27 protein-coding genes are annotated in these 26,752 nt (G+C 65.3%); 10 read left to right on the top strand and 17 right to left on the bottom strand.

Annotated elements, in window-relative coordinates:
• Positions 1 to 66 precede the first annotated feature (66 nt).
• Genes V3B25_RS03620 through V3B25_RS03610 form a run of 3 tightly spaced genes read left to right on the top strand, consistent with a single transcriptional unit; the run spans position 67 to position 2,064 of the window.
• Entirely contained in the window at positions 67 to 690 is a 624-nt protein-coding gene (locus V3B25_RS03620; RefSeq protein ID WP_329810103.1) for a sigma-70 family RNA polymerase sigma factor, read from the top strand.
• Positions 687 to 1,361, top strand: coding sequence for a ChrR family anti-sigma-E factor (locus tag V3B25_RS03615; RefSeq protein ID WP_329810102.1), 675 nt, complete (start codon positions 687 to 689; stop codon positions 1,359 to 1,361). The genes V3B25_RS03620 and V3B25_RS03615 overlap by 4 nt, the downstream gene beginning before the upstream one ends.
• Before the next feature lies 1 nt (position 1,362).
• A complete protein-coding gene (locus V3B25_RS03610) occupies positions 1,363 to 2,064 on the top strand; it encodes an oxidoreductase (protein WP_329810101.1) in 702 nt (233 codons plus the stop codon).
• A gap of 2 nt (positions 2,065 to 2,066) precedes the next feature.
• On the opposite strand, the gene V3B25_RS03605 is transcribed toward V3B25_RS03610, so the two are convergent.
• From V3B25_RS03605 to V3B25_RS03595, 3 genes are read right to left on the bottom strand one after another with little or no spacing between them, the layout of a single operon-like run.
• Positions 2,067 to 4,466 carry a response regulator gene (locus V3B25_RS03605; RefSeq protein WP_329810100.1) on the bottom strand — a complete coding sequence of 800 codons (2,400 nt, stop codon included), beginning with the start codon at positions 4,464 to 4,466 and terminating at the stop codon, positions 2,067 to 2,069.
• Positions 4,459 to 4,926 (bottom strand): response regulator, encoded by a 468-nt coding sequence (locus V3B25_RS03600; protein ID WP_049422003.1) that lies wholly within the window; start codon positions 4,924 to 4,926, stop codon positions 4,459 to 4,461. The genes V3B25_RS03605 and V3B25_RS03600 overlap by 8 nt, the downstream gene beginning before the upstream one ends.
• Positions 4,923 to 7,160: an ATP-binding protein gene (locus V3B25_RS03595; RefSeq protein WP_329810098.1), complete on the bottom strand. Its 2,238-nt coding sequence runs from the start codon at positions 7,158 to 7,160 to the stop codon at positions 4,923 to 4,925. Before V3B25_RS03595 ends, V3B25_RS03600 begins: the two co-directional genes overlap by 4 nt.
• Positions 7,161 to 7,412: 252 nt before the next feature.
• On the opposite strand from V3B25_RS03595, the gene V3B25_RS03590 reads away from it, so the two are divergent.
• The gene (locus V3B25_RS03590; protein WP_071227401.1) at positions 7,413 to 7,706 is read left to right on the top strand and encodes a hypothetical protein; all 294 of its coding nucleotides are present in this window, start codon (positions 7,413 to 7,415) and stop codon (positions 7,704 to 7,706) included.
• 16 nt (positions 7,707 to 7,722) lie between these two features.
• Here the strand turns inward: V3B25_RS03590 and V3B25_RS03585 are convergent, their stop codons facing one another.
• Positions 7,723 to 8,208 (bottom strand): TspO/MBR family protein, encoded by a 486-nt coding sequence (locus tag V3B25_RS03585; protein WP_329810096.1) that lies wholly within the window; start codon positions 8,206 to 8,208, stop codon positions 7,723 to 7,725.
• 72 nt (positions 8,209 to 8,280) lie between these two features.
• Positions 8,281 to 10,476 carry a hypothetical protein gene (locus V3B25_RS03580; protein ID WP_049422008.1) on the bottom strand — a complete coding sequence of 732 codons (2,196 nt, stop codon included), beginning with the start codon at positions 10,474 to 10,476 and terminating at the stop codon, positions 8,281 to 8,283.
• A 133-nt stretch (positions 10,477 to 10,609) separates the two neighbouring features.
• Between V3B25_RS03580 and V3B25_RS03575 the strand changes: the two genes are divergently transcribed.
• Positions 10,610 to 11,089, top strand: a complete 480-nt coding sequence (locus V3B25_RS03575; protein WP_329810095.1) for a GNAT family N-acetyltransferase — start codon at positions 10,610 to 10,612, stop codon at positions 11,087 to 11,089.
• A gap of 19 nt (positions 11,090 to 11,108) precedes the next feature.
• Here the strand turns inward: V3B25_RS03575 and V3B25_RS03570 are convergent, their stop codons facing one another.
• A complete protein-coding gene (locus tag V3B25_RS03570; protein WP_329810093.1) occupies positions 11,109 to 11,957 on the bottom strand; it encodes an AraC family transcriptional regulator in 849 nt (282 codons plus the stop codon).
• A gap of 89 nt (positions 11,958 to 12,046) precedes the next feature.
• Between V3B25_RS03570 and V3B25_RS03565 the strand changes: the two genes are divergently transcribed.
• Together V3B25_RS03565 and V3B25_RS03560 are read left to right on the top strand one after the other, a co-directional pair.
• Positions 12,047 to 12,508 carry a DUF6265 family protein gene (locus tag V3B25_RS03565; protein WP_329810092.1) on the top strand — a complete coding sequence of 154 codons (462 nt, stop codon included), beginning with the start codon at positions 12,047 to 12,049 and terminating at the stop codon, positions 12,506 to 12,508.
• 213 nt (positions 12,509 to 12,721) lie between these two features.
• The gene (locus V3B25_RS03560) at positions 12,722 to 13,093 is read left to right on the top strand and encodes a DUF3653 domain-containing protein (protein ID WP_049463370.1); all 372 of its coding nucleotides are present in this window, start codon (positions 12,722 to 12,724) and stop codon (positions 13,091 to 13,093) included.
• A 24-nt stretch (positions 13,094 to 13,117) separates the two neighbouring features.
• On the opposite strand, the gene V3B25_RS03555 is transcribed toward V3B25_RS03560, so the two are convergent.
• The 5 genes from V3B25_RS03555 to V3B25_RS03535 form a co-directional block, all read right to left on the bottom strand.
• Positions 13,118 to 13,756, bottom strand: a complete 639-nt coding sequence (locus tag V3B25_RS03555; RefSeq protein WP_329810091.1) for a hypothetical protein — start codon at positions 13,754 to 13,756, stop codon at positions 13,118 to 13,120.
• Entirely contained in the window at positions 13,747 to 14,184 is a 438-nt protein-coding gene (locus V3B25_RS03550; protein WP_080356585.1) for a DUF4124 domain-containing protein, read from the bottom strand. Before V3B25_RS03550 ends, V3B25_RS03555 begins: the two co-directional genes overlap by 10 nt.
• Positions 14,185 to 14,547: 363 nt before the next feature.
• Positions 14,548 to 16,674 carry a hypothetical protein gene (locus V3B25_RS03545; protein WP_279911760.1) on the bottom strand — a complete coding sequence of 709 codons (2,127 nt, stop codon included), beginning with the start codon at positions 16,672 to 16,674 and terminating at the stop codon, positions 14,548 to 14,550.
• 279 nt (positions 16,675 to 16,953) lie between these two features.
• On the bottom strand, positions 16,954 to 17,301 hold the full coding sequence (locus V3B25_RS03540; RefSeq protein WP_329810089.1) for a hypothetical protein: 348 nt from the start codon (positions 17,299 to 17,301) through the stop codon (positions 16,954 to 16,956).
• 39 nt (positions 17,302 to 17,340) lie between these two features.
• Positions 17,341 to 17,619 carry a hypothetical protein gene (locus V3B25_RS03535; RefSeq protein WP_223224611.1) on the bottom strand — a complete coding sequence of 93 codons (279 nt, stop codon included), beginning with the start codon at positions 17,617 to 17,619 and terminating at the stop codon, positions 17,341 to 17,343.
• Between the two features lie 211 nt (positions 17,620 to 17,830).
• Between V3B25_RS03535 and V3B25_RS03530 the strand changes: the two genes are divergently transcribed.
• The 3 genes from V3B25_RS03530 (at position 17,831) to V3B25_RS03520 (ending at position 19,956) form a co-directional block, all read left to right on the top strand.
• The gene (locus tag V3B25_RS03530) at positions 17,831 to 18,586 is read left to right on the top strand and encodes a tetratricopeptide repeat protein (protein WP_279911762.1); all 756 of its coding nucleotides are present in this window, start codon (positions 17,831 to 17,833) and stop codon (positions 18,584 to 18,586) included.
• Between the two features lie 458 nt (positions 18,587 to 19,044).
• On the top strand, positions 19,045 to 19,401 hold the full coding sequence (locus tag V3B25_RS03525) for a hypothetical protein (RefSeq protein ID WP_125893249.1): 357 nt from the start codon (positions 19,045 to 19,047) through the stop codon (positions 19,399 to 19,401).
• Positions 19,402 to 19,404: 3 nt separating this feature from the next.
• Positions 19,405 to 19,956 (top strand): hypothetical protein, encoded by a 552-nt coding sequence (locus V3B25_RS03520; RefSeq protein WP_239669947.1) that lies wholly within the window; start codon positions 19,405 to 19,407, stop codon positions 19,954 to 19,956.
• Here V3B25_RS03520 and V3B25_RS03515 read toward each other — a convergent pair.
• The 6 genes from V3B25_RS03515 to paoA form a co-directional block, all read right to left on the bottom strand.
• The gene (locus V3B25_RS03515) at positions 19,893 to 20,624 is read right to left on the bottom strand and encodes a hypothetical protein (RefSeq protein ID WP_125893247.1); all 732 of its coding nucleotides are present in this window, start codon (positions 20,622 to 20,624) and stop codon (positions 19,893 to 19,895) included. The genes V3B25_RS03520 and V3B25_RS03515 overlap by 64 nt on opposite strands.
• A gap of 321 nt (positions 20,625 to 20,945) precedes the next feature.
• On the bottom strand, positions 20,946 to 21,569 hold the full coding sequence (locus V3B25_RS03510) for a nucleotidyltransferase family protein (RefSeq protein WP_329810087.1): 624 nt from the start codon (positions 21,567 to 21,569) through the stop codon (positions 20,946 to 20,948).
• Positions 21,545 to 22,606 carry an XdhC family protein gene (locus V3B25_RS03505; protein WP_329810085.1) on the bottom strand — a complete coding sequence of 354 codons (1,062 nt, stop codon included), beginning with the start codon at positions 22,604 to 22,606 and terminating at the stop codon, positions 21,545 to 21,547. The genes V3B25_RS03510 and V3B25_RS03505 overlap by 25 nt, the downstream gene beginning before the upstream one ends.
• Before the next feature lie 9 nt (positions 22,607 to 22,615).
• Positions 22,616 to 24,820, bottom strand: coding sequence for an aldehyde oxidoreductase molybdenum-binding subunit PaoC (gene paoC, locus V3B25_RS03500; RefSeq protein WP_329810084.1), 2,205 nt, complete (start codon positions 24,818 to 24,820; stop codon positions 22,616 to 22,618).
• Positions 24,820 to 25,770, bottom strand: a complete 951-nt coding sequence (locus tag V3B25_RS03495; protein WP_329810083.1) for a xanthine dehydrogenase family protein subunit M — start codon at positions 25,768 to 25,770, stop codon at positions 24,820 to 24,822. Before V3B25_RS03495 ends, paoC begins: the two co-directional genes overlap by 1 nt.
• Positions 25,767 to 26,414: an aldehyde dehydrogenase iron-sulfur subunit PaoA gene (gene paoA, locus V3B25_RS03490; protein ID WP_329810082.1), complete on the bottom strand. Its 648-nt coding sequence runs from the start codon at positions 26,412 to 26,414 to the stop codon at positions 25,767 to 25,769. Before paoA ends, V3B25_RS03495 begins: the two co-directional genes overlap by 4 nt.
• Positions 26,415 to 26,752 lie beyond the last annotated feature (338 nt).

Genomic DNA, 26,752 nt, shown 5'->3' with positions numbered 1-26,752 from the left:
ACTGCATCCAATGGCTGCCCCTGCACGTACAGAGGATAGACCTTCACCCGCCCGCCGCGAACGCAGATGTACCCTGACGCCGCCAGCACACTCCTCAACTTCGATACCGCACGTACCGTGTCCAGTTCCCAGCAGCCGAGCAGCGAGCCGACGAACTGGGCCGGTGACATGGACGGCGTGGCGCGGCTGCGCGACCGCGAGTGTTTCATGCGGATCTACGACTACTTCATGCCGCGGCTGTGCGTGTACCTGCGCGGCCTGGGCGCACCCGATGCCGTAGCCGAGGAGCTGGCGCAGGAATGCCTGTTGCGCCTATGGCTGCGGGCCGCCGATTTCGATCCGGCACAGGGGGCGCTGAGTACGTGGCTGTATCGCATCGCCCGCAACCTGCATATCGATCGAGTGCGCCGCGAGCGCAGCTGGATGCAGGTGCAGGCAGCGGTGGAGGACGCGGCGACGCTGGATGTGATCGAGCGCAGCAGCGCCGAACAGTTCGCCGACCAGGCGCGTCTGCGCCAGCGCATCAACGAGCTGCCTGCGGTTCAGGGGCGGCTGGTGCGGATGTCCTATTTCGAGGCCAAGAGCCACAGCGAGATCGCCGAAGCGCTGGGCATGCCGCTGGGGACGGTCAAATCGCACCTGCGCCGTGCCTTCCTGCAACTGCAGGCGAAAGTGGGAGGTGTGCTGTGAATCCGCACCACCACCTGCACGAATCCACGCTGATGAGCTATGCCGCGGGTGCGCTGCCGGCGCCGTTGAGCATCGTGGCCGGTGCCCATCTGGAGCAGTGCCCGCATTGCCGTCAGCGCCTGCGCGATGCTGAGGCGATCGGTTCGGTGCTGCTGGAGCAGACCCAGCCGCCTGCAACCGACACGCGGCGCGAACAGTTGCGCGAGGCCATGCTGATGCAGCTGGCTGCAGAGGCGCCGACGGCCATCGCTGGGCTCGCACGTGCCGTGTCGAAGGAGCGGCCTGAGGCCAACCCGGACCATCTGCCTGCCTCGCTGCATCCTTATTTCGGCAGCTCGCTCAGCGGCCTGCGCTGGCGTTGGATGGCGCCGGGGGTGCACTGCATCCGGGCCGAGCAGATGCCCTCGCTGATCATGCTGAAGATTGCCCCCGGCAAGTGCCTGCCCATGCACAGCCATGGCCGCAGCGAGCTGACCCAGATCCTGCGCGGTTCCTACAACGACGCGCTGGGGCTGTTCGCGCCGGGTGACGTGGCGGATCTGGACGAGGAGGTGGAGCACCAGCCGGTGACCGCGCCGGGTGTGCCATGCATCTGCGTGTCTGCGTTGGATGCGCCGTTGGTGTTCAGCGGTTGGCTGGCGCGGAAAATCCAGCGTTTCGTGAAACTCTAGGATGAGTGCGGCGATGGCAACGGGCGCGCTACGGGTTCTGTTGACCGGTGCCGCGGGGCTGGTGGGGCAGGGTGTGGCCCTGGCCTGCCAGCGCTCGCCCCGGGTCGCAAATCTGACCGCACTGGTCCGGCACCCGGGCAGCCTCACCGGTAGCGGCAGCGAGCTGATCGTGCCGGACTTTCTGCGTATCCAGGATCGGGTGGAGGACCTGGCCGGGTTCGATGCATGCTTCTACTGCGCCGGCGCTCCACCGGTGGGCACCGCCGAGGCCGAGTACCGGCGGGTGACGCTGGACACCACCCTGGCCGTCGCCCGCGCCTGGGCCACGGCGAATCCGCAGGGGTGTTTCCTCTATGTATCCGGCGCCGGCGCGGATGCGCGAAGCCGGGTGATGCCATTGCGGGTGAAGGGCGAGATCGAGCGGGCGCTGCAGGAACTGCCGGTCCGTACGGTCATGCTGCGTCCGGGTGGCGTGCGCCCTGTGGAAGGCACCGGCACCCGTCATGGCCTGTTGAAGCCGCTGTACTGGGGTGGCGCGCCCTTGATGAAACTGGCGGGCGCGATTGCGCCGTCGCTGGTGACCAGCAACCTGGCGCTGGGCCAGGCGATGATTGCGCTGGCCGGCAGGGAGCACCCGCCGGCCACGGTGGAGTGCGCGGACATCAACCGGATCGCAGCGGACCAGCGCGACCCGGTTGCCTGACCTCAGTGCGTGGCAGCCTCCAGCGCGGCACGTACCGCCTGGGCCAGGTCGCTGCGGGTGAACGGCTTGGGCAGCAGGGCGGCTGCCCGGCCTTGGCTGCCGACTGCGTCGTGGTCGCGTGGATAGCCCGAAGTGAACAGCACGGCGACTTCCGGCCAGCGTTCCCGCACTTCGCGCACCAGCTCCCAGCCCGACATGCCGGGCATCACCACGTCCGAGAACAGCAGGTCCACCCTGGTGTCGGGGCGTTCCAGCAGGCGCAGCGCGGAGGGGCCGTCGTGTGCTTCCAGCACGCGATAGCCCAGCAGGCGCAGGGCATCAACGGTGTGCGCACGCACGTCATCATTGTCCTCGGCCACCAGGATGGTTTCCTCGCGTGGCGAGTAACCGGCCAGGCCGGTCTGTGGTGCGCTGGTCTCGCAGGGCAGGGCCAGCGTCGAACGCGGGAACATCATGGTGATGCTGGTGCCGCCGCCTTCCACTGAGTCGATCAGCACATGGCCGCCGGACTGCTTGACGAAGCCATGCACCATCGACAGGCCCAGGCCGGTGCCGCGGCCAACCTGCTTGGTGGTGAAGAACGGCTCGAACACGCGCGCGAGGGTGGCCGCGTCCATGCCCTGGCCGTTGTCGCGGACCCGCAGCATCACGTATTCGCCAGGCGCAGCGTCGGGGAACAAGGCAGCGTAGTCGTGGTCGAGATGGCTGTTGTCGACTTCGATCACCAGCCGGCCGCCGTGGGGCATGGCATCGCGGGCGTTGACGGCCAGGTTGAGCACCGAGGCCTCCAACTGGCTGACGTCGATCTCGACGCACCAGATGTCCTCGGCGGCGCGGATTTCCAGCTGCACCAGCTCGCCCAGTGCACGCTGCAGCATGTCATGCATGTCCAGCAGCCGGTCGTTGAGATTGGCGGCCTGGCTGTGCAACGGTTGGCGCCGGGCAAATGCCAGCAGGCGCTGGGTCAGGCTGGCGGCACGGCCCACACCCTTGAGGGCGTTGTCCAGCGCACGGCTGACCATGGCGCCCGGCTCGCCGGCGCGCTCGCTGAGCAGCATGGCGTGTTCAACGTTGCCGGAAATCACGGTCAGGATGTTGTTGAAATCGTGGGCGATGCCGCCGGTGAGCTGGCCCACCGCTTCGATCTTCTGTGACTGGCGCAGTGCATGCTCGGCCTGCAGCCGGGCCGTGGTTTCCACTGCCTCCGACACCACCGCCGTCACTGCGCCTTCGGCATCCAATAGCGGACGGAACGAAAAATCGTAGCTGCGGCGGCCGGTGGGCAGCTCCAGCTCCAGTGCATGCAGCGAGCTTTGCCCCTTCGCGGCATCGGCAACGGCCAGGTCCACCAGGGTGCCAACGTCGCCGCTGGTGCTGAACCACAACGATTGCCCATAGCGCTGCCCTACCACGCCGTGCTTGTCAGCCAGTACGGCAGCCAACGATGCAACATTGGCATCGACCACGCAGCCCTCCAGGTCCAGCAGCACCTGATGCTGGAAGCTGGATTCGAAGATGGCCTGCAACCGTCGTTTGCTCGCCCGCAGTTCGGCGGTGCGCGCCTGGACCTGCCGTTCGAGCAGCTGGTTGTCTTCGCGCAGGGCGAGCTCGGCCTGCTTCAGCCCGGAGACGTCGCTGCCCAGGCAGATGTAGCCGACCACGGCTCCGTCGGCGCCTCGCTCCGGCACGCAGTCCATCTGCACGAAGCGTGACTCGCCGCTGCGGTGGGCCAGTTCCACCTGGAAGCGGGTGCGCTCACCCTGCAGCACCCGTTCGATGCTGGGCAGGGCATGTTCGAAGGCGGAAATGCCGCTGACATCGCGCGCCGAACGGCCCAGCAGTTCGGCCAGGCTGACGCCATGCCAGTCTAGGAAGGCCTTGTTGGCGAAGCGGTAGCGATGCTCCTTGTCGAGCTGGGCGATCAATGCCGGTACAGCATCGGTCACCTGCTGCAGCTGGGCCTGGCTGTCATTCAGTGCGGCCTGCGCGTGGGCCAGCTGGGTGCGCTCGTGCGCCTCCTGGCGGGCGCGGCGGATCGCATCCGGCAGGCGCTGCAGGCGCTGCTTGACCACGTAATCGCGTGCGCCGCGGGTCAGCGCCTGTACCGCCAGCTCCTCGGTGAGCGTACCGGAGACGAAGATGAAGGGCGTCTGCGGGATCCGCTCGCGCGCCAACGCAAGGGCAGCGTCGCCGTCGAATCCGGGCAGCACGTGATCGGCCAGGATGACATCGAAGGCGCGATTCTCGATCGCCTCGATGAAGGCATTGCGGGTCCACAGGCGCTCGGCCTCGAAGTCGAGGCCAGCCCGCTGCAGTTGTGCGCTGATCAACTCCGCATCAAGCGCACTGTCCTCAAGCATGAGGATGCGCAGGCGCTCGCTGCGGCGCGATCCATCACGCATTGTGCTGCCCCGAGCCGTTGGGGCGATGCGGCGGTGGCTGGTTGGTGATGCCCCAGAACATGCCCAGGCCCTGGATGGCGTCGAAGAACTCCTTGAAGTCCACCGGCTTGACCACGAATGCGTTGACGCCCAGTTCGTAACTGCGCACCAGATCCTGCTCTTCGCGGGAGGAGGTCAGCATCACCACCGGCGTGCTGCTCAGGTTCGAATCGCCACGGACCTGCTCCAGCACCTCCAGGCCGTTCACCTTGGGCAGCTTCAGGTCAAGCAGCACCACCACCGGGCCGCCGTGGTTGGTGCCGGCGAATTTGCCTTCGCAGCGCAGGTAATCCAGCGCTTCGGCGCCGTCACGTACATGGATGACATCGTTCAGCAACTGGCAACGCGACAGCGCCGCCAGCGTCAGCTCTGCATCCTTGGGGCTGTCCTCTACCAAGAGGATCGGCCGCAGGTCCCTCATGGGTGATCTCCTGTGGAACGGGGTAGGGTGAAATGAATCGTGGCGCCCTTGCCGGGCTCGCCCTCGGCCCAGGTACGGCCGCCATGGCGGCCGATGATGCGGCGTACATTGGCCAGGCCGATGCCGGTGCCTTCGAATTCTTCGACGTGATGCAGGCGCTGGAATACGCCGAACAGCTTGTCGACATAGCGCATGTCGAAGCCGCAGCCGTTGTCGCGTACGAAGAAATGGTCTTCGTCGACGTTGCGCTCGTGACCGATCTCTATCACTGCCTGGTCGCGCTCGCGGGTGAACTTGATCGCGTTGGCCAGCAGGTTCTGCCAGACCAGGCGCAGCATCGTCGGGTCGGCCTCGACCTCCGGCAGCGGTGCCAGACTCCACTGTACGTCGCGGCCGCTGTAGTCCAAGGCCAGGCTCCTGCGGACATCTTCGGCCAGTGCGGCCATGTCCAGTCGCACCCGGCCGAGCGTGGAACGGCCCATCTGCGAGAAGCTGAGCAGGTCATCCACCAGCGTTCCGGCAGATTTGGCCGACTCCACGATCGTATCCAGGAAGCGGCGCTCGGTGTCGTTGAGGCGTTCGCCGGCCGAGCTGCCCAGCAGCTCCGAGTAACCGACAATGTGGCGGAAGGGCGCGCGCAGGTCGTGGCTGACCGAATAGGAAAACGCTTCGAGTTCCTTGTTGCTGCGGACCAGCTGCTCGTTGAGCTCGGCCATTTCCTCGGCCTTGCGCAGCACGATGTCGACGATGGCGGTGCGCATCTCGAGGGCGGCATCGCGGTCGGCGTCGTTCCACGGAAGGCTGCGCTGCTGGACGATTTCCTTCCAGGCCTCGAAGGAGCTGCGCGGCGAAAGTGCCACGTCGGGTGCTTCGGTCTTGCGTGGATCGCCGCCCCAGCGCACGGTACGCACCACCTCCGGTCGGAACCACATCAGGTAGCTGTCGTGCAGCTGCGAGATGGACACCGCCAGTACGCCGCTGGCCACGTCGGACAGGCGCGCACCGGGCGCCCAGTCGGCTGCCAGATGGTCACTGCAGTACGTTTCCTGCCCAGCCTGCTGTGCGGCCAGCCAATCGGCCAGGGCCAACACGTCGGTTGCGGGCGGGCACTGGCCCACACGCATGCAGTCGCCCTTGTGCACGATGGCGGCGCCTGCCGCGCCGGTCAGCGACAGCAGGCTGGCTTCATCGTGGCGCAGCGCAGCCATGAAATCCTCGTCGCCGGCCATGCGTGCAAGCAGCTTGACCAGCACCGAGCGGCGCGCCACGCGCTCTTCGATGGCGCGTGCACGCTCCTTCAGCGCGATCTGCAGCGACAGGATCTGGCCCATGAACTCACAGGCGGTGCGCACGTGGTAGGGCAGGCGGCGCGGCTGCACCGTGTGGCAGGACACCAGGCCCCACAGCTGGCCCTCATGCACCAGCGAGACCGACATCGACGCGCCGGTGCCCATGTTGCGCATGTACTGCAGGTGCACCGGCGAAACGCTGCGCAGCACGGCCAGGCTCAGGTCGGTGGCCGGTGCATCGCGATACTCCTCGCTGCGCATCAGTGGGGCAGGGGTGTAGTTGTTGTCCGCGATCAGGCGTACCCGGTTGCGCCGGTACAGCTCGCGGGCCTGGGCCGGGATGTCCGATTCGGGAAAGCGCAGGTCCAGGTAGGACGGCAACAGGCCGTTGCCATCCTCGGCGACCACGATACCGTTCCAGCCGGCATCGAACTGGTAGACCAGGGTGCGATCGAAGCCGGTCAGCCGGCGCATGTGCGCGGCCGCCAGCTGGCACAGATCTTCCACGGTGCTGGCCGATTCGATGCCGGTCATCAGTTCGCGGATCGACGGATACAGTTCTTCAAGCGAACCCGGCTGGCCGGGAACCGGTGCCTCCAACTCGACCAGCAGATCCGTGGCAGAGCGGTGCAGCAGCAATTGATGGCGGCCGTGGCCATCCAGGTGCACGGCGCCGACATGGGCGCTGCTGCCGACCGTGGCCTGCTGGAACAGCGCCTGGAAGGGCGCCAGTACGCCGCCCAGTACCTCGCTGACATGCTGCATCAACGGTTCGCCGAACTGCTGCAGCAGCCCGGGATGACTGACGGCGCGCTCGCGCACCCGCAGGGACTGCGGTTCAACGACCAGAAGCACGCCGTAGGGCTGGATCGCGCCGGGGGTGTGGATCGGTTCGCGCGCGCAACTGGACAAGGCAGTGTCGTGCGTGGACTCGGCAGAAGGCATCAAAGGCGGGACTCATGATTCGTGGATGGCTGGAATGGCCCAGCGTTGCATCCGGCATGCACGGATGGTGACGCAAAATCGTGCATTCGCATACCGGTACGTGCGTGTGAAGAACGTTTCATTCAAACCTGAATTCTTCATACGAACATTCCAACAGCACTTGCATGTTTCGCGAAAGGTACATGTGCGCTGCACGCGCACTCGACACCGACTTGCCTACGGTGAACGCACATTCCTGAGTGACCACGCCCCGTGAACCTGCAGACCTTGCCTTCAACGCCATACCGCGTGCTTGCCGACAGCTGCCAGTTTGAACTGCTGGATGTGGATGCCCTGCAGGATCCGGCCAGTGGGCGCCTGCTCCACCTGTACTCGCTGGTTGCGCGGTGCATGAGCTGCGAAACGGTGTTCAAGGCCGAGGAAGGGCAAGGGCTGGTCAGCCACACTGCCGCGCGCGTGGTGCGATGCCCCACGGGTTGTGGCCAGCAGGCGTTCAAGCCAGCGTTGCTGCGTGCATGGCAGCCGCAGCGCGTCGCACAGGCCTGAGAGTCCTGATCCCGGCTCACAGCAATCCGGGATTGGCCCGCCACACCGCGAAGTTCAGCGCCGAGGCGAACGATATCCAGACCAGGTAAGGCAGCAGCATCACCGCCGCGCCGCGGTGGATGCGGGCGAATGCAACGATCGTTGCGCACACCAGCGTGATCAGCACCAGGATGTCGACGAAAGCCAGCGCACCCAGCTTCCAGCCGAAGAACAGCCAGCTCCATAGCGCATTGACGGCCAACTGCAGCAGATAGAGCGTCAGCGCCGGTTGTGCGTTGCGCCAGCCACGTTCACGCCAGACCAGCCACGCCGCAAGGGCCATCATCGCGTAGAGCAGGCTCCACACCGGGCCAAACACGCTGGCAGGCGGTGCCCAGGCAGGCAGGACGAGGGTGGCGTAGAAGCTGGCTGCGGAGGTCGATGCCCAGGCGCCGACTGCCGCCGCCGCAAACGTGACCACGCCCCATCCCAGAAGACCCACAACCTGTGAACGCCGCTTCATTCCGTGCCGCTCCATCCTGCGTTTACCCGCTCATACGAACGGAGGCGGCAGATGGATGCAGCCCCGCGGCGATCAGTCTGAAGAGCCCGCGGCGCTTCCACTTTGCCCAGCCGGCAACAGCGAAGGGCGCTGATCGAACCATTCGCGCGCCTTGGCCAGATGCCACTGGCGCTGTTCGCCATCAAGCTCGATGCCGGCGCCCAGCAGCCCCCAGCGCAGGTAGAGATCGCCACGCTTGCGCTGCTCCAGAAGATCCAGCCGCGCACGTACCGACAGGCGATCATTCTCGGCCCGCAGGCCGTCGATCAGCAGATGACCCGGGCGCCAGCGCAGCGTGGCCTGTGCATCGACCTGGCCGGAGTCGAGCAGCGACAGCGTCCAGCGTGGGTAGTCGGTGCGTTTGGCGAACACCGCCAGCAAGGGGCGTGCATCGCTCAAGGTCAGATCGGTGGTGGCGTCCACCTGGAACGGGGACTGCGCGTCGATGCGGCCTCGCTTGAACACAGCACGGCCTTTCCACGCGCTGCTGGAATCGGCGCCGGCCACCTGCACGTTGCGCAGTTCCACGGTGGTGCCGGACAGATCGAAGTGGCGCTGGTTGAAGTCCCCGCGGCGAAGCGTCGCGTTCACGTCGACATCGCCGCCCATGTCCAGGCCTGCAACCTTCGCGCTGGCGTTGCGCCCCTGCAGGCGCGCGGTGCCGTGGCCGACGCGGCCATCGGTGTCGAGCGTGGCGTCGCCGCTGAGGCTGCCGGTGCCACGCAGCAGGCGCACCTGTTGAGAGCCAAGGTAGCGGTTGTAAGCGGCCAGGTCAGGGATGGTTGCCTCGCTGAAACGCAACCGTGCGCGAACGCCCTTGCGCAGTTCCTGCAGGCGTCCATCGCCGGTGAGGTCCACGGCCAGGTCGCGCCCGTCGAACAGGCGTACATCCTTCGCATCGCTGGGGTGCGCGGTGAAGCGGGGCAGCCGGATCGCCAGCTGTGCCTGAGTAGGGGTGCCGGCCTTCAGCTCGCCATGCGCGCTGGCGGTACCGGCCAGGCGCACGCCGGCCACTTCGGCCACGGCTGCGGCCGAGGGAATATCCACGGTGCTGCCTTCGATCAGTTCGCCATTGCGCAGGCGCAGATCGGCCTTCAGCGTGCCGCCGCCGTCCAGCTGCAGCCACGGTTTGCGCACGAACAGGGCAGGGATCCAGTTGAGCGAGGTGAAGGCCCATTCGCCACGCACGGTGCCGGAGCTGCGTTCCAGCAGCTGGGCAGGGTGCTGGAACGGAATCTCGCGCCCGGTGATGTGCAGGTCGGCATCGATGCCGGCGGCTGAATCCGGGCGTGGCGGCAGGCGGGCCTGCAGGCGCAGGTCGTTGGCCACATTGAGCTGCAGGGCCAGCACGCCGCGATCGGGCGCGCCATCGCCTAGGAAGAGCGGCACCTGCCAGAGCGCGTGGTCACCGGGTTGCAGCTGGCCGTCCAACAGGTGGACCGCCAGTTGCAGGCGGCCGGGCACCGGCGAGCTGGAGATGCGCGGCGTCTGCACCTCGGTATCCATGCGCAGGCCCTGGCTGCGCGCATCCACCTCAAGTTGCCCATGCAGCAGCTTCAGCTTGGCCAGGCCGGGCGCCTGGTCGCGATAGTGCCGCGGATAGCTGAAGCGCGCGGTCAGATCCATGTCGCCCAGCAGCTGTACGCCGTCATAGCTGGTGTCTGCCTTGCTGAACGAGACCTCGGAATCGAACAGTTCCGATGGGCCCCCACGCAGCTGCTTGAGGAACCCGACCGTGCCCTGGCCCTTGCCGATGATCAGCAGCTGGCCGAGCCGGGCGCTGCGGATGCTGTCGCTGTGGATGGCGTCGAAACGCAGGGTCCAGCCCTGGTCGCTGCGCGGAGGCGACGGAATGGCGTCCTCGACGCGGCTGATCTCGGCAGACACGCCAGTGGCCTGTAATCGGGGAACCCGCACTTCGCGGCGGAACAGGGGCAGCACGGCCAATCGGGCGCTGGCACGCTCGGCATGCAGCACGTAGACGGTGTGGTTGACGTGGCCGCGCATGTGCACGTTCCAGGCAATCACATGGCCCGGCAGCAGCGTGATGGCCGGGCCGGTCGTCATCACGAACTTGTGCGGCTTGCGGTTGGTGACCTGGTCGAACAGCGGGGTATTGAGGAAGATGTTGCCGGCCAGCAGGTAGAGAACGTACACGCCCAGTAGAACGTAGCCAGCGACGCGCCATCGGCGGAACCGGTGTGGAGTGCGCGCGGGAGTGGGGGACATGTACTGCTCTAGAGGCCGGAATTTGCTCAACTATTGCGGAACTGATGGCGGTGGCGCGTGAAGCGGGTGCGGGGCACGTGCTGGATTCTGCTAGTGTCCGCCTTGCCCACTATGCCGAACCGCGGGGAATCGCATGGAGATCCGAGCTGCCACCGCCGGTGACTTCGACGCCATGTGGGCGATTTTCAAGGCGGCCATTGCGACGGAGGATTCGCTTCCGTTCGCCGGCACCTTCGAGGCCGGAACCTTTCGAAGCAATTGGTTCGGAGTGCAGGCGGCCTTTGTGGCCGTTCTGGAAGGGCGCGTGGCCGGAATGTACAAGATGGGCGCCAACTACCCGGACCTGGGGGCGCATGTGGCCAGCGCCACCTATGTGGTCGATCCGTTGACGCAAGGGCGTGGCGTCGGGCGGGCGCTGGTGGCGCACAGCCTGGATCGCGCCAGATCGGAGCGGTTCCTGGCCATGCAGTTCAACTACGTGGTCAGCACCAATGCGCCAGCGGTTGAGCTGTACCGGAAGCTGGGCTTTGCCGTGGTCGGGACGCTACCGGCGGCGTTCCGGCATCGGGCGCTGGGGTTGGTTGACGTGTATGTGATGCACCGGTTCCTGTAGGTCGACGCAGGGCAGGGGCTCACGGTGAGCGGGCGACACTGCTTCCACGAACGAAGGCCGCTGCCAGCCGCAGTGCATCGTTACTGCCACGATCGCCGCGCAGCGCGTGGACCAGTCGACCGGGCGTGACGCCGGTCCAGCGCACCAGATCATGCGTGGCATGGGCCTGGTCGCTGTAACCGTGGCGCGCAGCGGCGGAAGCGATGGTCATGGCTTCTCCATCCAGTGTGCGCAGCAACGCCTGCAGGCGGCACACACGAGCGTACTCCTTCGGGGTCATGCCCACCGCCGCCAGAAAACGTGACTGCAAGCCACGCAGGGACATGCCAAGCCGCCGTGCCAGTTCGGCGATGCGCAGAGTGCCTTCCGCTGCATCCAGTTCCGCAACGGCCAGTTCGATGCGCTCGTCCAGGGCGAAGCCGGCACAACGATCCCGCAGCACCTGCCAGAGGGGCTCGGGCGTACCGCTGGCGGCACTGGTGCGTGCGGCCGTACCGAAGGTCTCGGCAAAGATGGCATCCAGCGTGTACAGGTCCGGCGCCTGGTCACGAAGCCCGGGCAGGCGGACGCCGGCAATCAAGGCGCTCGCGGCAGGCTGCAGGCGCACGCCGATGCAGGACACCGGGCCGACAGCCTGCAGACGAATCGGGCCGCATTGCTGTGCAGCGAAGCAGAACGGCAGATCGGAGCGGATCCGGCCATCTGCCCCATGAAGACGCAGCGGCACGCCCAGTTCCGCCAGCAACTCGCAGCGGCCATCGGGATAGATGACCTGCACGTCATGGCCGGGGGCTTCGTCCCGCAGCCACCAGAGGCACTGGACATGACGGCGCAGTTCGTCGGGGGCAGGGTGCTCGCGGTAGTCCATGCGGCATCGGACGCCATCCTGCGCATTTTTACAAGCGCCCTTGGTGGCCCTGCCGCTAGCCTGCAGCCAACCATCCAGGAGGTCAGTACATGTTGAAGTCGAAGGTGACGGTGCTGGGCGCAGGCCTGGCGCTGGGAAGCGGCGCGGCCATGGCTGCACCGGCCGAGTTTGACTGGCTGGCCGGGCATTGGTGTGGCGGTACCGAGGAGCGCAGGCTTGATGAGGTCTGGCTGCCCGAGGCCGGCGGCGCCTTGCTTGGCATGTCGCGCACGCTGAGCCGCGGCGATATGGAGTCATTCGAGTACATGCGCCTGGTGCCTGCAGGCAAAGGGGCTGGCCTGCATGTGCAGCCCAATGGCGTGGCGCCAACCGCGTTCGTCATTGCCGAACATGGCGCGAACTGGGTGGTGTTCGAGAATCTGCAGAATGACTTCCCGAAACGCATTGAGTACCGGCGTGATGGCACTGCGCTGAAGGCGAGCATCTCCGGTCCGGGAGTTGATGGGAAGATCCTACGGATTCCGTTTGACTATCAGCGCTGTGGGGACTGAGTGGGCAAGATGGCCCAGGGGGAGGCTTTGGGATCTGAGGGCTGGGAAGGCTCCGGTCGCTTGGGTGGCGATCCTGCCTGGAACATAATATACATTATGCGAAATGTTGTATCGGTCGGCGGTCGGCTTTGTCGGCTCCGCATGGCAATGGCTGCGGCTCTGGCTTGGCTCTTGCCTCCCTGCAGGCTCCCCCGACAAGGAAGAGCTTGCAGCATGATCGAAATCGATCCGCATGACCGAACTGACCTAACCGGCCCTTGGGCCGGTTTCGGCTTCCAAGCTGGACACATGTTCACTCCCGAAGGTCACCAGCTGGAACCCTGCGATATGGCCTGGTGGTCCCTGATCTGCAACATTGCGCGGGAATGGCGACTGATGATGGCCGAGGCTCGCGCAGACTTGGCTGCGCGATCGGCTCCGGCCCCCACGGGATCCGCCACGGCGAAATCCGGCGTGATCTACCTTGCCGAAGTCCTCAGAATTCGCCGAGAACGGCGGTTGGGCGTCGGTGATCCTGGCTCCGGCGCCGAAACCTGCAATGTGGTCTACATGAGCCGTGGGCCGAGGTCCCGCCAGCGCGTGTGAGGCGCTTCCGTAGGGGCGCTGCCCCTACACCCCGGGGATCTTTCCGTGCTCGAACACCCACCACACCATCCGTGAAATGTAACCGCCGCCAAATAGCAGGACGGATATCTGCAGGAAAACGAGCCGCTTCTGCAGATTGCTCATGAGTGCAATGGAGAGAGCGCCTTCATATCCGTCCATGGCAAGCGTATGCCGCGCGATCCACCTCTCGCCGAATGGCGCGGCCTTAAGAACCAGCCGTTGAACGTCAATTGGTAAGGGGGAAATGTCGTAGGAAGCCGAACCGCCAAGGCGGTCCGTTTCCTTGGCTCCCATCTCATACGCAGCCTTCGCAGCCTGGACGCCAGTACCTGCTCCCTTAGCGGCGAACCCGATCACCATCGTGACAACACACGTGAAAAGCCATGCGGCAAGGACGTTTGCGCCAAGGGCGGCTGCTATTGAGGAGCCGGTGGAGATGGCGGCAATAAACGCAGCTCCGGCTGCGGCGGTCACATACGAGCTTAACGCCCCCACTGAATCTGACGTCGAGAAAGCCACCGTGCGAATCATCAAGCTCGCATGGAACTTGGCTTCGTTCAGATTGCTGGTCGAGAAATCTTCCGCCACCTGGGCCCTCCTGTCACTGTGAGTCCAAAGAATCACGGCTTTGGTTACTTGCATGCACGCCAAACCATGTCGTCCATGCGTCGCCCAACGTCAAATGGGCGATTGGTGCCATAGGCCCGGAAAACGCGCTCACGCTCGGCACGTGCTGCCTCGCACGCGTTGGCGTCCTTGTACTGCGAAACGTGATGTAGCTGGCCGCCACCACCGCCATTTCTGTAGACCGGAGCCGGGCGCGGTGCCGGTTGAGGCGTGACAGCGGCAGAATTCTGCTGCCTGATCATATCCAGGCGACGCTCATTGGCTGCGGATTCGGCAGAGCGCGGGGCAACCTCAACATTCCACGTTTTCGCCGCCTCACCATTGGCGCATGGCATCGACTGGTACTCAACGCGGCCCTTGGTGACGCACTTGTAAATCTGCTGAGCGCCTACTGGCGCAGCCATCACGCACAGCACCGCTGCTGCCGCAATCCTTGTGACCATGACTTCCCCCTGTAGCTGGGCCGAAGCTTACCTCCTTAGCCTTCAGGTTGGCGAGTACGGGCGGGGTCACAGCCTTGTGGGGATCGCTGGCGTGGTCATGTGGCTGCTGCTTTGGAATGAGGGCGTTTCCGGGAAGCTGCCGAGCGCCCTATCCCCACGCGCGATGGCGTTCCCATTGATGACCGCCCCACTCTGCTCGATCCGTTCTGGCTGCGCCGTTGGCTCTGCTTGGCAATGGCTGCGGCTCTGGCTCGGCTCTTGCCTGCCTGTAAGTTCCCCCGACAATTACGAGCCTGTTCCGTCCAGGTGTGCTTTGCCGGCCCCAAGCGGAAGCTCTCCCAAGTTGCCTGGTCTCGCTCTTACTCAAGGCCTTTCTCCGTCGGCGCGAACATCCCGCTCCGCCTTGAGAGATAAGGCATGTTTGAGTTGGTGGTGGAAGTTGTAGCTTTGATATGTCAGGTTTCTTAGAAAACCGAGTCGCTCGAAGAATTCGGCCGGCCCTTGGATCCCATCGAGCAGCCCAAAAAGCTGCGGGGCACTCAGGAACCAGTTGCCGAATGCGAAGGGGTCCTCCCCCTGAAAGCCAAGCTCTTCCCAAATCTGCAGGTGTCCGGTGAGCTTTGGCAACACCTTCTCGTTCAACTTTTTAAACTGACCCTTGAAGGTGTTCTGGATTGCAGGGTCGATCGCTCCGTAGCGAGCATTCAACATCGGCCACATCAGCTTTGAGATCGCAGTATGATCCTGGAAAAAACCAAAGTCGTACAGGGACAAAGCGATGCGATCGACGGTCTGGCCTCTCCAGGTCAAGGTGTGATTCACCTTCCGTGTTTCCTTATCGTAAAGCTCAAGCTCGCCGTGCTTTCGTAACTGCATCTCATGCCCAAAAGACTGCTCCACCGCCGCAACCACGCTGCCGGCGAGCGAGAGCAGTACGTCGACATCATTGCCGTTGGCGGCGTTTCGAGTGAGGGCCTTGGCCTTGGACTCAATGAATGCCAGGTTGCCAGCCTCGTCGATAACGATGTCGCACTCGCCATGGACCTTTGGCGTGTCGTAGTCGCCGGTATGAATCGCAATACCGTGCTGTGCGAACTCAAGTCGAATGAGCGCCTCGGCCCCTGCGCCAATCACCTTGCCCTGGAACGTGTCGGCACCTTCGTACCCGCGCACGGCACTGAGCACTGCCTCCACCATGCCCGGCCCGGCCACGGATCGATCTATGACGATAGCGCGCTTGCCATCCAGCCGGATCAATGGGCGCAGGTACAGGCTGTTGCCTGGGCCAGTTAGCGGATCTGCGCCGCGCACGGTCTGGTCGGTGGGACGGAAGAACTGCGAGTTTGGGCCCGTGGAAGGGTGCGAGAGCACGTCAAACAGGATGTGCTTGGCTAGCACAGGCGCCACGCCCGGAACGGTCTTGGCGATGTGCCGAAGGTCAAGAGAGACCGGACCGCGGCAATCTCCTATGGCCCGGTATAGCTGCTCGATGACGGAGAATACGTCATTTTTCGTCCAACCAGGACCGTAAGTTCTGTCAGCGGGAATCTCGGCCAGCAACGGCCGAAGCATGCGCAGCACATCGCTCGAGCGTAGTTGCGGAAAGGTGTAAATTGAGTCGTAGAGCGCTCGCCTCGTCAACGTCGCAACGAGCTTGTCGGTCGGGATCTGCGCAAAGATCGGCGGTGTGTAGTCCTGGACGTCATGAAGGGCGGCAAAATCCGTTGCTAGGCCGATAAGCTCTTCCCAAGCCTCGTTGCCAGGTCTGCGACTGTTGCGGCGGCAGACGTGCTTGGCGCTCAAGGCGATGAGGTAACCCCAAGGGAAGTCTGGTTCACGCGGACGCCCAACCCTCGTATCCCTGACGATCATGTACCGCTCCGAGTCGGCGTCATACGTTGCAATGGCCTTTCGGAACAACTCTCGGAGCAAGCTTAGTCCACCTAGATCGCCGATCAATTCCTCCAAGCGCGCGATCAACCGATCGTTAGTTTGCTGCGAAAGACGAAGTTGCGTGCGCTCGTGCTCCACCGGGAAACCGCGGTCAGCTAGGCGGCGCGCGGCGCGCGCAACCGCAAACTCGCGCGGGTAGCGCATGTCCAAGTTGTCAGCGTACCACTGGGTCAATAACGACTGCACGCGCGCGGCCTGGATCAAGGCTGTCCAGTCGATCGGCGCCGCGGTCTTGCGAGTATCGGGCGGCGCGGAGATCGAGCTAGCCGCCCCCAAAGTTTTCAATACCGGCTCGAGCGGTTGATCAAATAGCGCGTGCGCATATACGACTTCGGTTGTGAGGTCGCGGAGATGCTCTCGCACCCCGTACTGGTCGGGAGCGCTCAAGGCGCCCAAGCGCTTGTGGATAAGGTCCGACCACTGCGAAAGGCCTTTGCCGTGCGTCGCGATGCCGATGGCCTCCACGGCGGCACCCACGTCTTGTGACGGGTATAGTGCATCGAAGTCCTCGATGATGCGTTGGACCTCGCACAGCATGGGCTTACCTTGGGCGTTTGACGCTATCGTTTCAGACATTACTCGGTTAGCTCAGTCTTAATTAAGACAAACGGTACCGCATCCGGAGATCGTCATTCCACTGGTTCGCACGGGGAGCTAACTAACTAGTTCACTGAAGCGGGGAGTCGTCACTGGAGTGCATCCAAGGGAGCGCTCGGCCACCGCATACGGCAATCTAGGGCAAAAACGCCAAGCGCGAACGGGTACTCAATGTCTCGGTCGATCCAGAGCCATACCCCTGGTAGATCTTCCTAATCGCTACTGGGCTGACTTTGCAGGCGCTAAAGAACCACGCGCAATCTCCAATCTGCTGACATCGTCCGCACGCACACGTAATGCATGCTTCTGCCCTGAGTCCCAAAACACATAACTATCACCAAAGCGACCCGCCAGTATCAGGCCGCCTTGCACCTTTCCGTCAACAGTCACAGCCACCGTGTGCTCGCTGCTATCGGCAGCGATCTTCTTGGTGCGCTCAGAACCAAGCCAGTTCGAAGAAAACGATACATAGACAAGCATCGCTAGGACATAGACCAGCCATGGTGAGTCCTTGAAGAAGGCCGGCAACACCGCCGACACGCGCACGATCACTGCGCAGATGGCCATCAAAGCTGTGCCTATCAGAAGCGGCCAGCCCTTCGCCCATCACATCAACGCGGCCGTGCCCACAAGGAAGATCGTCAAGACCAGCCATATCAACGGACTGGCCTTGGGCGTGTGCGTTGTCAGTTTGCCCTCAACCCAGCCGCCAAGCAGCAGGGCCACGAGCATGAAGAACAACACCAAACCGATGCCCGCTAAACCTGCCAGCGCAAGCTCACTCACTGCCACAAACTGAAAGGGATCCAGGCCGAAGTGGTCCCAATACGCCTTCAGATAAAAGCCCCCTTGAACCAAGCCAAACGTGACCAGCGCCGATCCCAACCAGCGACATTGGCCATCGCTAGTGCTTTTTGCGTACGTTCCATGTATTGCCCTCCATCAATGCAGCACCCTCACATAGTGACATGCAGCGCCCTACCTCGCAGAATCCAACCCTATTAACGTGACGCGTCACGCTCGATCGCCCCACCCCATTGGCACCCCACCCCTCCCCCACTATAGTTCCAGCCCCCACAAGGACGAGGCGGCGCACATGCCCTATATCGGAATCGGACTCCACGTACTGGCGGCCATCTACTTCGCGGTGCATGCCATCCGCTCGGGCCAGAGCCTCTATTGGCTCATCCTGCTCTTCTCGTTCCCGCTGCTCGGCAGCGTCGTCTACTTCCTGGCGATCTACTTCCCGGAAGTCCGCCACTCGCGCGGCGCCCGGCAGGCCATCCGCTCCGCCAAGCAGCTCATGGACCCGGGCCAGGACCTGCGTAACGCTCGCGCCGAGCTGGCGCGCACGCCCACCGTGCAGAATCGGGTTCGTCTTGGCATGACGCTACTGGATGCAGGCCAGGCCGAGGAAGCCAGAACCCTGCTCGAGCAGGCGGCCAGCTCGCCGCTGGGTGACGATCCCTACATCCTGACCGGCCTCGCCCGAGCCCGCCTTGAGTCCGGGCACGCCGCGCTGGCGGTGGAGACGCTGGACGGCCTGTTCGCCCGCCATCCGGATGTGCGCCGCAAGCCGGAACAGACCCTGCTTTACGCGCAGGCACTGGCAGTTACCCAGGCGCCCGGCACCCGCGCCGCATTCGAGCGCGCCGTGGAATGCGGAAACGATGCGGCCGCTCGCTGCCTCTACGCCGAATGGCTGATAGCGCAGCCGCAACCCGACGATCGCGAGCAGGCCCGCAGCCTGTTCGCAAGCATCATCGACGATGCCCAGCACTGGTCGCGGCATGCGCGCAGCCACAATGCGGCCTGGCTGGAGCGGACTAAGGCCGCGATGAAGGGCTACTGACGCCTGTCGGGCTTTGGCAATCCTGTCGCATCCGCCTCGCTCACGGCTCCGCCGGGCGGATACCGACAGTTCGCAGGCCTGCACCACCGACATCGCCGATAGCATTGCAGCGCAAGGCTCCAGTCTCATTGCGCGGTATGCAACGATTCTGAAAATGTTGAAAGTGGTGTCGGCATCGGCCTTACTGCATTGGCATCACGCATAGGTCCGCGTATTCCTTGCCGTGCCACCGTGCATCGGTGGCCGGGATTCGAAACCCCGGTTCTACGCTGAAGTAAACGCTTGCCAGCCGGCATCACCCATCAGGTGGTGCCGGCTGGCAATCCGTCGGCCGGCTATGGCGGGCGGTGCGCGGAGGCCTTGTGCCTGCCGGTTTTAGCGTAGACCGGGTTTCGAACCTCGCACCGTCCGCCACCTTTATCGGTGGCGGCTTCTGCACGCACGCAAGGAGCCCAGCCATGAACCAGCCCCACTCCCCTGCCCCGCACCCGATCCACGACGCGCCTGCCAACGGTCCTGCGCTGGATCCGAACACGCTCATCGCCCTGCTGCACAGCATCGGCTCCGGCGCCGCGTCCGATGGCCAGCCCTGGCCTGAGCGCCATCAGATGCCTGGGCGGCGCATTGCTCTGGCAGACACCGATTGCTCCTTGGCCGGCCTTCGTGTGGTGCTGGAAATCCTGTTGGCCGCACAGCGTGCCCGCGAGAACGGCGAGTTGGAGCAATACGTCGGCCCGCGCGTGATGGAAGGGCTGATCATGGCCGGGTTGGGGCTTACCGCGCACGCCAGTACGCGGGTGCGGCCGGAGACCTGAGAGGTGGGCTGGCGCTGGGCGGCCACCGCGCTATGCCTCGTAGCGGCCGTGGCGGCGCCCGTCCTTTGGCTATCGCCGGCCGTGCCCGAGCGGCTGGCATTCCAGAGCATCGCGGATGATCGCTTTTCGCAGCTGCGCCGGCAGGCGATGGCGTTCGTGGAGGCCCGGCAAAGGCAGGGCTTGCAGTTTGTCGAGACGCAGCGGGGTGCGTCGTTGCAGATTCACTGCAAAGGCGTTCCGGTGCTGTGGCTGGAGCGGCGGCCGCCGCATCTGACGATGCGGGTATCGCTGGATGCGGTGCAGCGGGCACCCGACGTTCTGGCGTTGCGGGCATTGCTGCAGCGGCAGTTGGAGCCCTTGGACTACATGGAACAGGTGCTGGTTGGCGTGCCGGAACCTGTTCTGATGGATCGAGTGTTGTTGGCGATGGCGGGTGATGTGGCTGGGGGGGCGCGATGTGAGGGGTTGGTCGTAGTCGATCAAGCTCGACTCTACGGGGCGGTGGGCGGCGTGGGCTCGGGTTCGTGGGTGGAGCCTTCCAGCAGGGCGACGTAGGTGTCCAGGCGCGTGCGCAACCCGGTCAACAGCCATCCTGTGATGTAAAGCAGTACGAGCGCATAGATGAGGAATGCGCCCAGCTGGCCGACGTCAAAGGCGCTGCTCCAGTCGCCCCATTTCCACTGCCGGAACTGCAGGTAGAGAGCGATCAGCAGCGGAAATGGACCGAGGCGTTGCAGGCCGCCGTAGATCAGCCCCATGCGCTCGATCATGCTTGTGCGCAGGTGGGTGACGTACTTGAGGCGGCGCTCACGCTCGACCCTGGGGAATCCTCGAAGCTCGGCGATCACCGCTTGCCACTGGGCAAACTCGCCGTCCATTTCCTGCGCGTGCGACAGCCGTGGCTGCACGAACTGGCGGATTCCGCGGCGGGCCGCGAGAAATCCGCCGATGACAAAGCCTCCGATCTCCACCGCCAGGCACACCCTGACCAGAAGCAGCGCGGCCGTAAGCGGAAGCCATCGATCAGGCAGCTGGCTGCCGAGAATGCCGATGGCGGCCGCCAGGGCGCCCACGCGCAACGACCACCTCTCCAGCCGGCCGGCCTTGGGGTAGATGCTGTGCTCAGCCAGCCCTTGTACCCGCTGGTAAAGCCAATGGAAGGTCAGTTCCTGCTGCTTCGTCTGGTCCGGCGAATCGACTCCGCCCCCTGCCTGCATGTCCATTGCGTCCCCTGCCCCGCCGGCGCGGATGCCGGCGGCATCATCCTAGCCGAGCCAGAGCTATCTGAGCAGGTCCGGAAGCGGGTATTGGAAAGGTAGGCGGCGTTCCACCTGTACCCCGCTCGCCTGACGGCTTCACCGTTGCACACCACGCCGGCCACGCCTGGCCCATTACCTTCAGCGCAGATCGGAGGAACCACAGCGCAATCACTGCACCCGCTGCGATGTCCGGTCAGCCGCTCCCGGTCAGTGCAACACCACCGGCAGCCGCCAGCACGCCGAGGTTGGCGGCAACGTCATTACGCAAGCACTCGAGGGTGCGACTCACCCAGCATCGATCCAGCCCGCAAGGCGCGCACGCGCGAGATCTTCTGGCGTGTCGATATCCAGGCCCAGCTCTGGCGCCTGAAGGGCATGCACGGCATCGATGGGAAGCTGCCTCAAGCGCGCTCCGAAGCCGCGGTCACCGCTTGCATCCACCTGAGTGAACCATGCGCGCGGCACCACTGCAGGAACGCCAAGGACGTTTCCGTGACGCGTGCCAGCGCACCCTGACGCCGAAGCGCGGGCACCCAAAAGCAGCGCCTGCAGATGGGAGCGCTCGATTGCGGGCTGGTCGCATGCCACGACCATCACGGCGGCCGCTGCGGGCAGCAGATGTGTGCCAGCAACCTGCAGGCTGCTGGCCAGGCCGCGTTCCCAGTGGTGGTTGGTTACCGGAGTCGCATCCAGTCCGGAAATACTGGATGTCACGGCCTGTGCGTTCCCGCCCACCACCACCAACACCTGCGAAGGCGCGAGCTCCAGCGCCAGCCGAACCACGCGATGCACCAGGGTCTCGCCCTGCCGGGTCAGCAGCTGCTTGGGTTGGCCAAGCCGGGTGCTGCCGCCCGCAGCAAGCACCACGACCGCATGCGCGGACGTCACCTGCCGGCCGTGCTGCGCCATTGCTGCAGCTGCGCGGCGATGCTGAGCGAAATCGCCTCCGGCCCCCGCCCTCCGATGTTGAGGCCGACCGGTGATCGAAGCCTGGAAGACAGGCGGTTGCGCTGATCCGGTGTCAGCAGCTTGAACAGATCCTCACGCCTTCGCCGCGGCCCCAGAAGTCCAATGAAGGCAACCTCGGTATCGGTCAGGGCCACCAGTGCCTCGCGGTCCAGCTCGAAGTCGTGGTGCATCACCAGTACCGCGTCGCACGGGTCGGCATGAAGGGCCTCGGCCGGGCTCACCTGGAGCTGTGCATCCGCGCCCTGCCCCGCTGAGGACCAGCGCGCTCGTCGTTCGGCTACGCTGACCCGCCACCCCAGTCCCCGCAGCAACGGAATCAGGAAGGGCGTTTCTGGACCGCCCCCCAACACCAGGGCCCGCGGAAGCCGGGGCAACGGCAAATGCCATGCGCCCTCGTCAAAGGGCTGCGTACCCTCCATCGGATGCAGCTGCCACGCCTGCTCGCGATGGCTGGCACGAAAAATGACCTGCCCCGACGTGCGAAGCTCGCGCTGGAGTGACACACCGTCGCGCAACCAAGCCTCGATCACGTCGTCGATGCCGGACATGGCACGCAATGGCAGCAGCGCAATCCGAAGCCGGCCGCGGCAGCCGAGCGCGGACCCACTCAACAGATCGTCGTCACTGCGGGTGTCGATCTCGATCCAGTGGACCTGCCCTGCCGCGCTCACCTGCTCCGCGCGTCGCGCGAGCTCGGGCTCCAGGCATCCGCCGCTCAGCCAGCCGACCTGGCTGCCGTTGCAGAACAGCACCATGTCGCCGGCACCGGCGTAGGTGGAGCCATCGGTTTCCAGCACCAGCGCGAGCACGGCGTGCTCGCCCGCGCGCACGCGCGTCAAGGCCGTCTCGAGCACGCCGCGCGGGTTGCCTTCGGCGAGGAAGCCCGGCGCTGCGGACAGGTGCCCGGCAGCATCCCTGGGGTCCACTCCCTCTGCCGCAGAGGGCTCCAGGGCGGGTGAGGCCACGGGTCGGTCCATGCGCAAGGGTCAGCCCACATCGGGCAAGCCGGGCAACAGCTTGTCCAGGGTGATGGGATAGTTGCGCACGCGCACACCGGTGGCGTTGTAGACCGCATTGGCGATCGCGGCGCCGACCCCACAGATGCCCAGCTCACCCACGCCCTTGGCCTTCATCGGCGAGATCACCGGATCCAGCGTGTCGAGGAAGACCACCTCTTGGTACGGAATGTCGGCGTGCACGGGAACCTCGTAGCCCGCAAGGTCGTGGTTGACGAACAAGCCAAGCCGCTTGTCGACCACCAGTTCCTCCATCAGGGTCGCGCCCGCACCCATCACCATCCCGCCGATGACCTGGCTGCGCGCGGACAGCGGATTGAGGATCCGACCGCCATCGCATACGGCAAGCATCCTGCGGATGCGCGTCTCTCCCGTGTAGGCATGCACGGCGACCTCGCAGAAATGCGCTGCATAGGTGCCGACGTCGTACCCCTGCTTGAAGTTGCCGAAGGCAATGCCGTCCTCTGCCGACAGTGTGCCTGCTTCGGCCAGGTCGATGGTCCGCCCACCCGCCTGGATACGGCCATTGGCGAAGTTTGCGGTGTCGCCGTCGAAGCCCAGTTTCTCGCCCACCTTGCGGCGCAGGCTGACGCACGCCGCGTACACGCCTGCGGTGGAGCTTGCCGCGCCCCACTGGCCGCCGGAACCGGCGGAGGCCGGATGGCGGGAGTCGCCGAGGGTGACCTGGACCCGGTCCAGCGGCACGCCCATGGTCTCGGCCGCCGTCTGCGCGATGATCGTGTAGGAGCCGGTGCCGATGTCGGTCATGTCGGTTTCCACGATCACCCCACCCTGGCCGTCAAGCCGGACCCGCGCCGCCGACTTCATCGTCGGTGCGCCGCGATAGCCTGCGGATACGCCCATGCCGACCAGCCAGTGCCCTTCCCTGACCTGCGCCGGCTTTGCGTTGCGCTTGTTCCAGCTGAAGCGCTCCGCGCCCTCGCGCAGGCAGCGCACCAGGTTGCGGTCGGAGAACTTCTTGCTCGGATCGCCGGGTACGACCTCGGGTTCGTTGAGGATGCGGAACGCGATCGGGTCGAGGCCCAGCTTCTCGGCCATTTCGTCCATCGCCACTTCCAGCGCCATGTGGCCCGGCGCTTCGCCCGGCGCGCGCATCGCATTGCCTTCGGGCATGTCGAGCGTGGCGATGTAGTTGGCCACCAGGCGGTTGGCGCCTGCATAGAGCTTGGGCGTCTGCAGGGTACCGTTCTCGCCGTCCTCGCCGTTGATGTTGCCCGACCAGTTCTCATGGGCGATGGCGGAGATCCTGCCGTCCTTCGCGCAACCGATCCGGACGCGTTGGATGGTCGCGTGCCGGTGCGTGGTGTTGTTGGGCATCAACGGGCGTTGCAGCGCGATCTTCACCGGCCGCCCGACCTGCTTGGCAGCCAGTGCAGCCAGCACCGCATCGGCGCGGATGAACAGCTTGCCGCCGAAGCCGCCGCCGATATAGGGCGAGTCCACGCGCACCTTGCCAGCATCGATACCGAGGATCGCGGCCATGCCCTGCCTGGCCCAGTCGATCATCTGGTTCGCCGTCCACAGGGTGAGCGTGTCGCCCTCCCAGGCCGCGATGGTGGCGTGCGGCTCCATCATCGAATGACTTTCGTCGGAGGTGTGGTACGTCTCGTCGAACTTGACCGCGGCGCTCGCGTAGGCGGTGTCGAAATTGCCCAGAGCCTGCCGGTCGGGCTTGCCGTCGCGCCCCTTCGCCAGCGGCGCGGACGGCGCCAGCGCCGGGAAATCGAACCGCCCCTTGCCGCGCTCATAGCGGGTGCGGATCAACGCCGCAGCGGCGCGGGCCTGCTCGAAGGTCTCTGCCACCACGCAGGCAATGGCCTGGTGGTAATGGGCGACCTCGGACCCGCCGAACAGCGGCGCGTTGTTCCAGTTCGACTTGCCGACCGGCTTGGTTTCCGGTGCGGTGATGACCGCCAGCACGCCGGGAGCGGCACGTGCGCGGGAGGCATCCATCGAAATGATGCGCCCCTTGCCGATGCCCGCGCCGACGATGTAGCCGTAGACCTGGTTCGGCGCCACGTCATGGCGCTCGTAGGCATAGGGGGCGGTGCCGGTGGTCTTGCGGGGGCCGTCGATGCGTGGCGTCGACTTGCCGACGACCTTGGCCTTGTCGAACAGGTTGTCACCGGCGGGGGCGTTGAATTCAAGGGCCATCAGCGCTCTCCTTCCGCCAGCACGGCGGCGAGGGTGCGCTCGGCGAGCGCGATCTTGAACGCGTTCTCCCGCGTCGGACGGGCGCCGGCGAACACCTGCCGGGTTGCCGCCTTCACGCCGTCGCGCAGCAGGGGTTCGGCAGCTTCGATGCGCCACGGCTTCGGCGCGACCCCACCGAAGGCGAACCGCGCCGAGCCGTCACGCTGCACGACCGCGGCGACCGACACCAGTGCGAACGCATAGGACGCGCGGTCACGTACCTTGTGGTACACGTGCCGGCCGCCCAGCGGTTCCGGCAGCGTGACGTGGGTGATCAGCTCACCGCGCTGCAGCACATTGTCCTGCTGTGGCTTGTCGCCCGGGGAACGATGGAAATCGGCAATCGGGATGCTGCGCGTGCTGCCGTCACCCTTGACGGTCTGGACCGTGGCGTCCAGCACCCGCAGGGCCACCGCCATGTCGCCCGGATAGGTCGCGATGCAGCTGTCCGAGGTGCCGATCACGCCCATCTGCCGGGAAAACCCTTCGAGCGCGCCGCAGCCTGATCCGGGCAGGCGCTTGTTGCAGGGCAGATGGGGGTCGTAGAAGTACGGACAGCGGGTGCGCTGCAGCAGGTTGCCGCCGGTGGTGGCCTTGTTGCGCAGCTGCCCGGACGCGCCTGCCACGATCGCGCGGGTCAACACCGCATAGTCGCGGCGCACGCGCTCATGCGAGGCCAGCGCGGTATTGCTGACCAGCGCGCCGATGCGCAGGCCGCCGTCGTCGGTGGGTTCGATCCTGTCCAGGCCGATGTCCTGCACGTCGACCAGGTGCGCGGGCGTCTCGACCTCCAGCTTCATCAGGTCGAGCAGGTTGGTTCCTCCCGCCAGGAACTTCGCGCCCTCGGTGCCGGCGACGGCCCTGGCGGCCTCGGCCGGGGATTTCGCGCGTTCGTAACTGAAGGCCCTCATGAGCGCCTCCCTGCAGAGGTCACGCCAGCGACCTCTTCCATCGCCTCGGCAATGTTGGAATAGGCGCCGCAGCGGCAGAGGTTGCCGCTCATGCGTTCGCGCATTTCCATGTTGGTGGCCCGGGGCCGTGCGCTGACGTCCGCCTGCACATGGCTGGGGACACCCCGCTTGATCTCATCCAGCACCGCCACCGCCGAGCAGATCTGCCCCGGCGTGCAGTACCCGCACTGGTAGCCGTCATGCTTGATGAAGGCGGCCTGCATCGGATGCAGGTCATCAGGGGTTCCGAGGCCTTCGATGGTGGTGATGGCATCGCCCTGGTGCTGCACTGCCAGGCTGAGGCAGGCATTGATGCGCTCACCGTTGACCAGCACGGTACAGGCCCCGCATTGACCGTGGTCGCAGCCCTTCTTGGTCCCGGTCAACTTCAGATGTTCGCGCAGGGCGTCGAGCAGCGTGGTCCGCGTGTCGAGCTCAAGCTCCCGGCGCGCGCCGTTGACGGTCAACGCCACCGTGCTGATGACCGGCGGCCTGGGCGGCGGGGACGCGGCCAGTTCGGCGGCGAGCGATGACGCCCCCGGTGCGGCGGACATCGCCATGGTCGTGGCGCCGCCGGCGATCACCTGGCGACGCGTCAACTTCATTCCTTCGTCCCAACTTGGCACAGTGACCTCCTGGCGTTCGGGGAAACCCCGTGGCTGGATGGACGCGCTCGGACTACCTGCTGGGCACTATGCCCATCTGGGTAGTACAGATCTGTGAAGCCTGTCCAGCGTGTGCCTGCATCGACGGCCGAGCCTGCTGGCCGGTCATCTTCAACGCCGCCTCTGGCAAACGTGCGCCTGGTGGACAGCGTATTGATGCCCAGATAAAGCCGCCCAGACAGGCCCAAAGCGCGCCGTGGGCAGGTCTGCGGAACTGCGCCATACGGCGCTCGGATACGGTGCTGCGTCGGTGGTCAGCAAGCGCTGTGGTCCGGGCG

The sequence above is a fragment of the Stenotrophomonas sp. SMYL8 genome, from assembly GCF_036320065.1.
Lineage (GTDB): Bacteria > Pseudomonadota > Gammaproteobacteria > Xanthomonadales > Xanthomonadaceae > Stenotrophomonas > Stenotrophomonas maltophilia_A.
The sequence above is the reverse complement of the archived record's forward strand: the minus strand, read 5'-3'. Positions and strand labels throughout refer to the sequence as shown.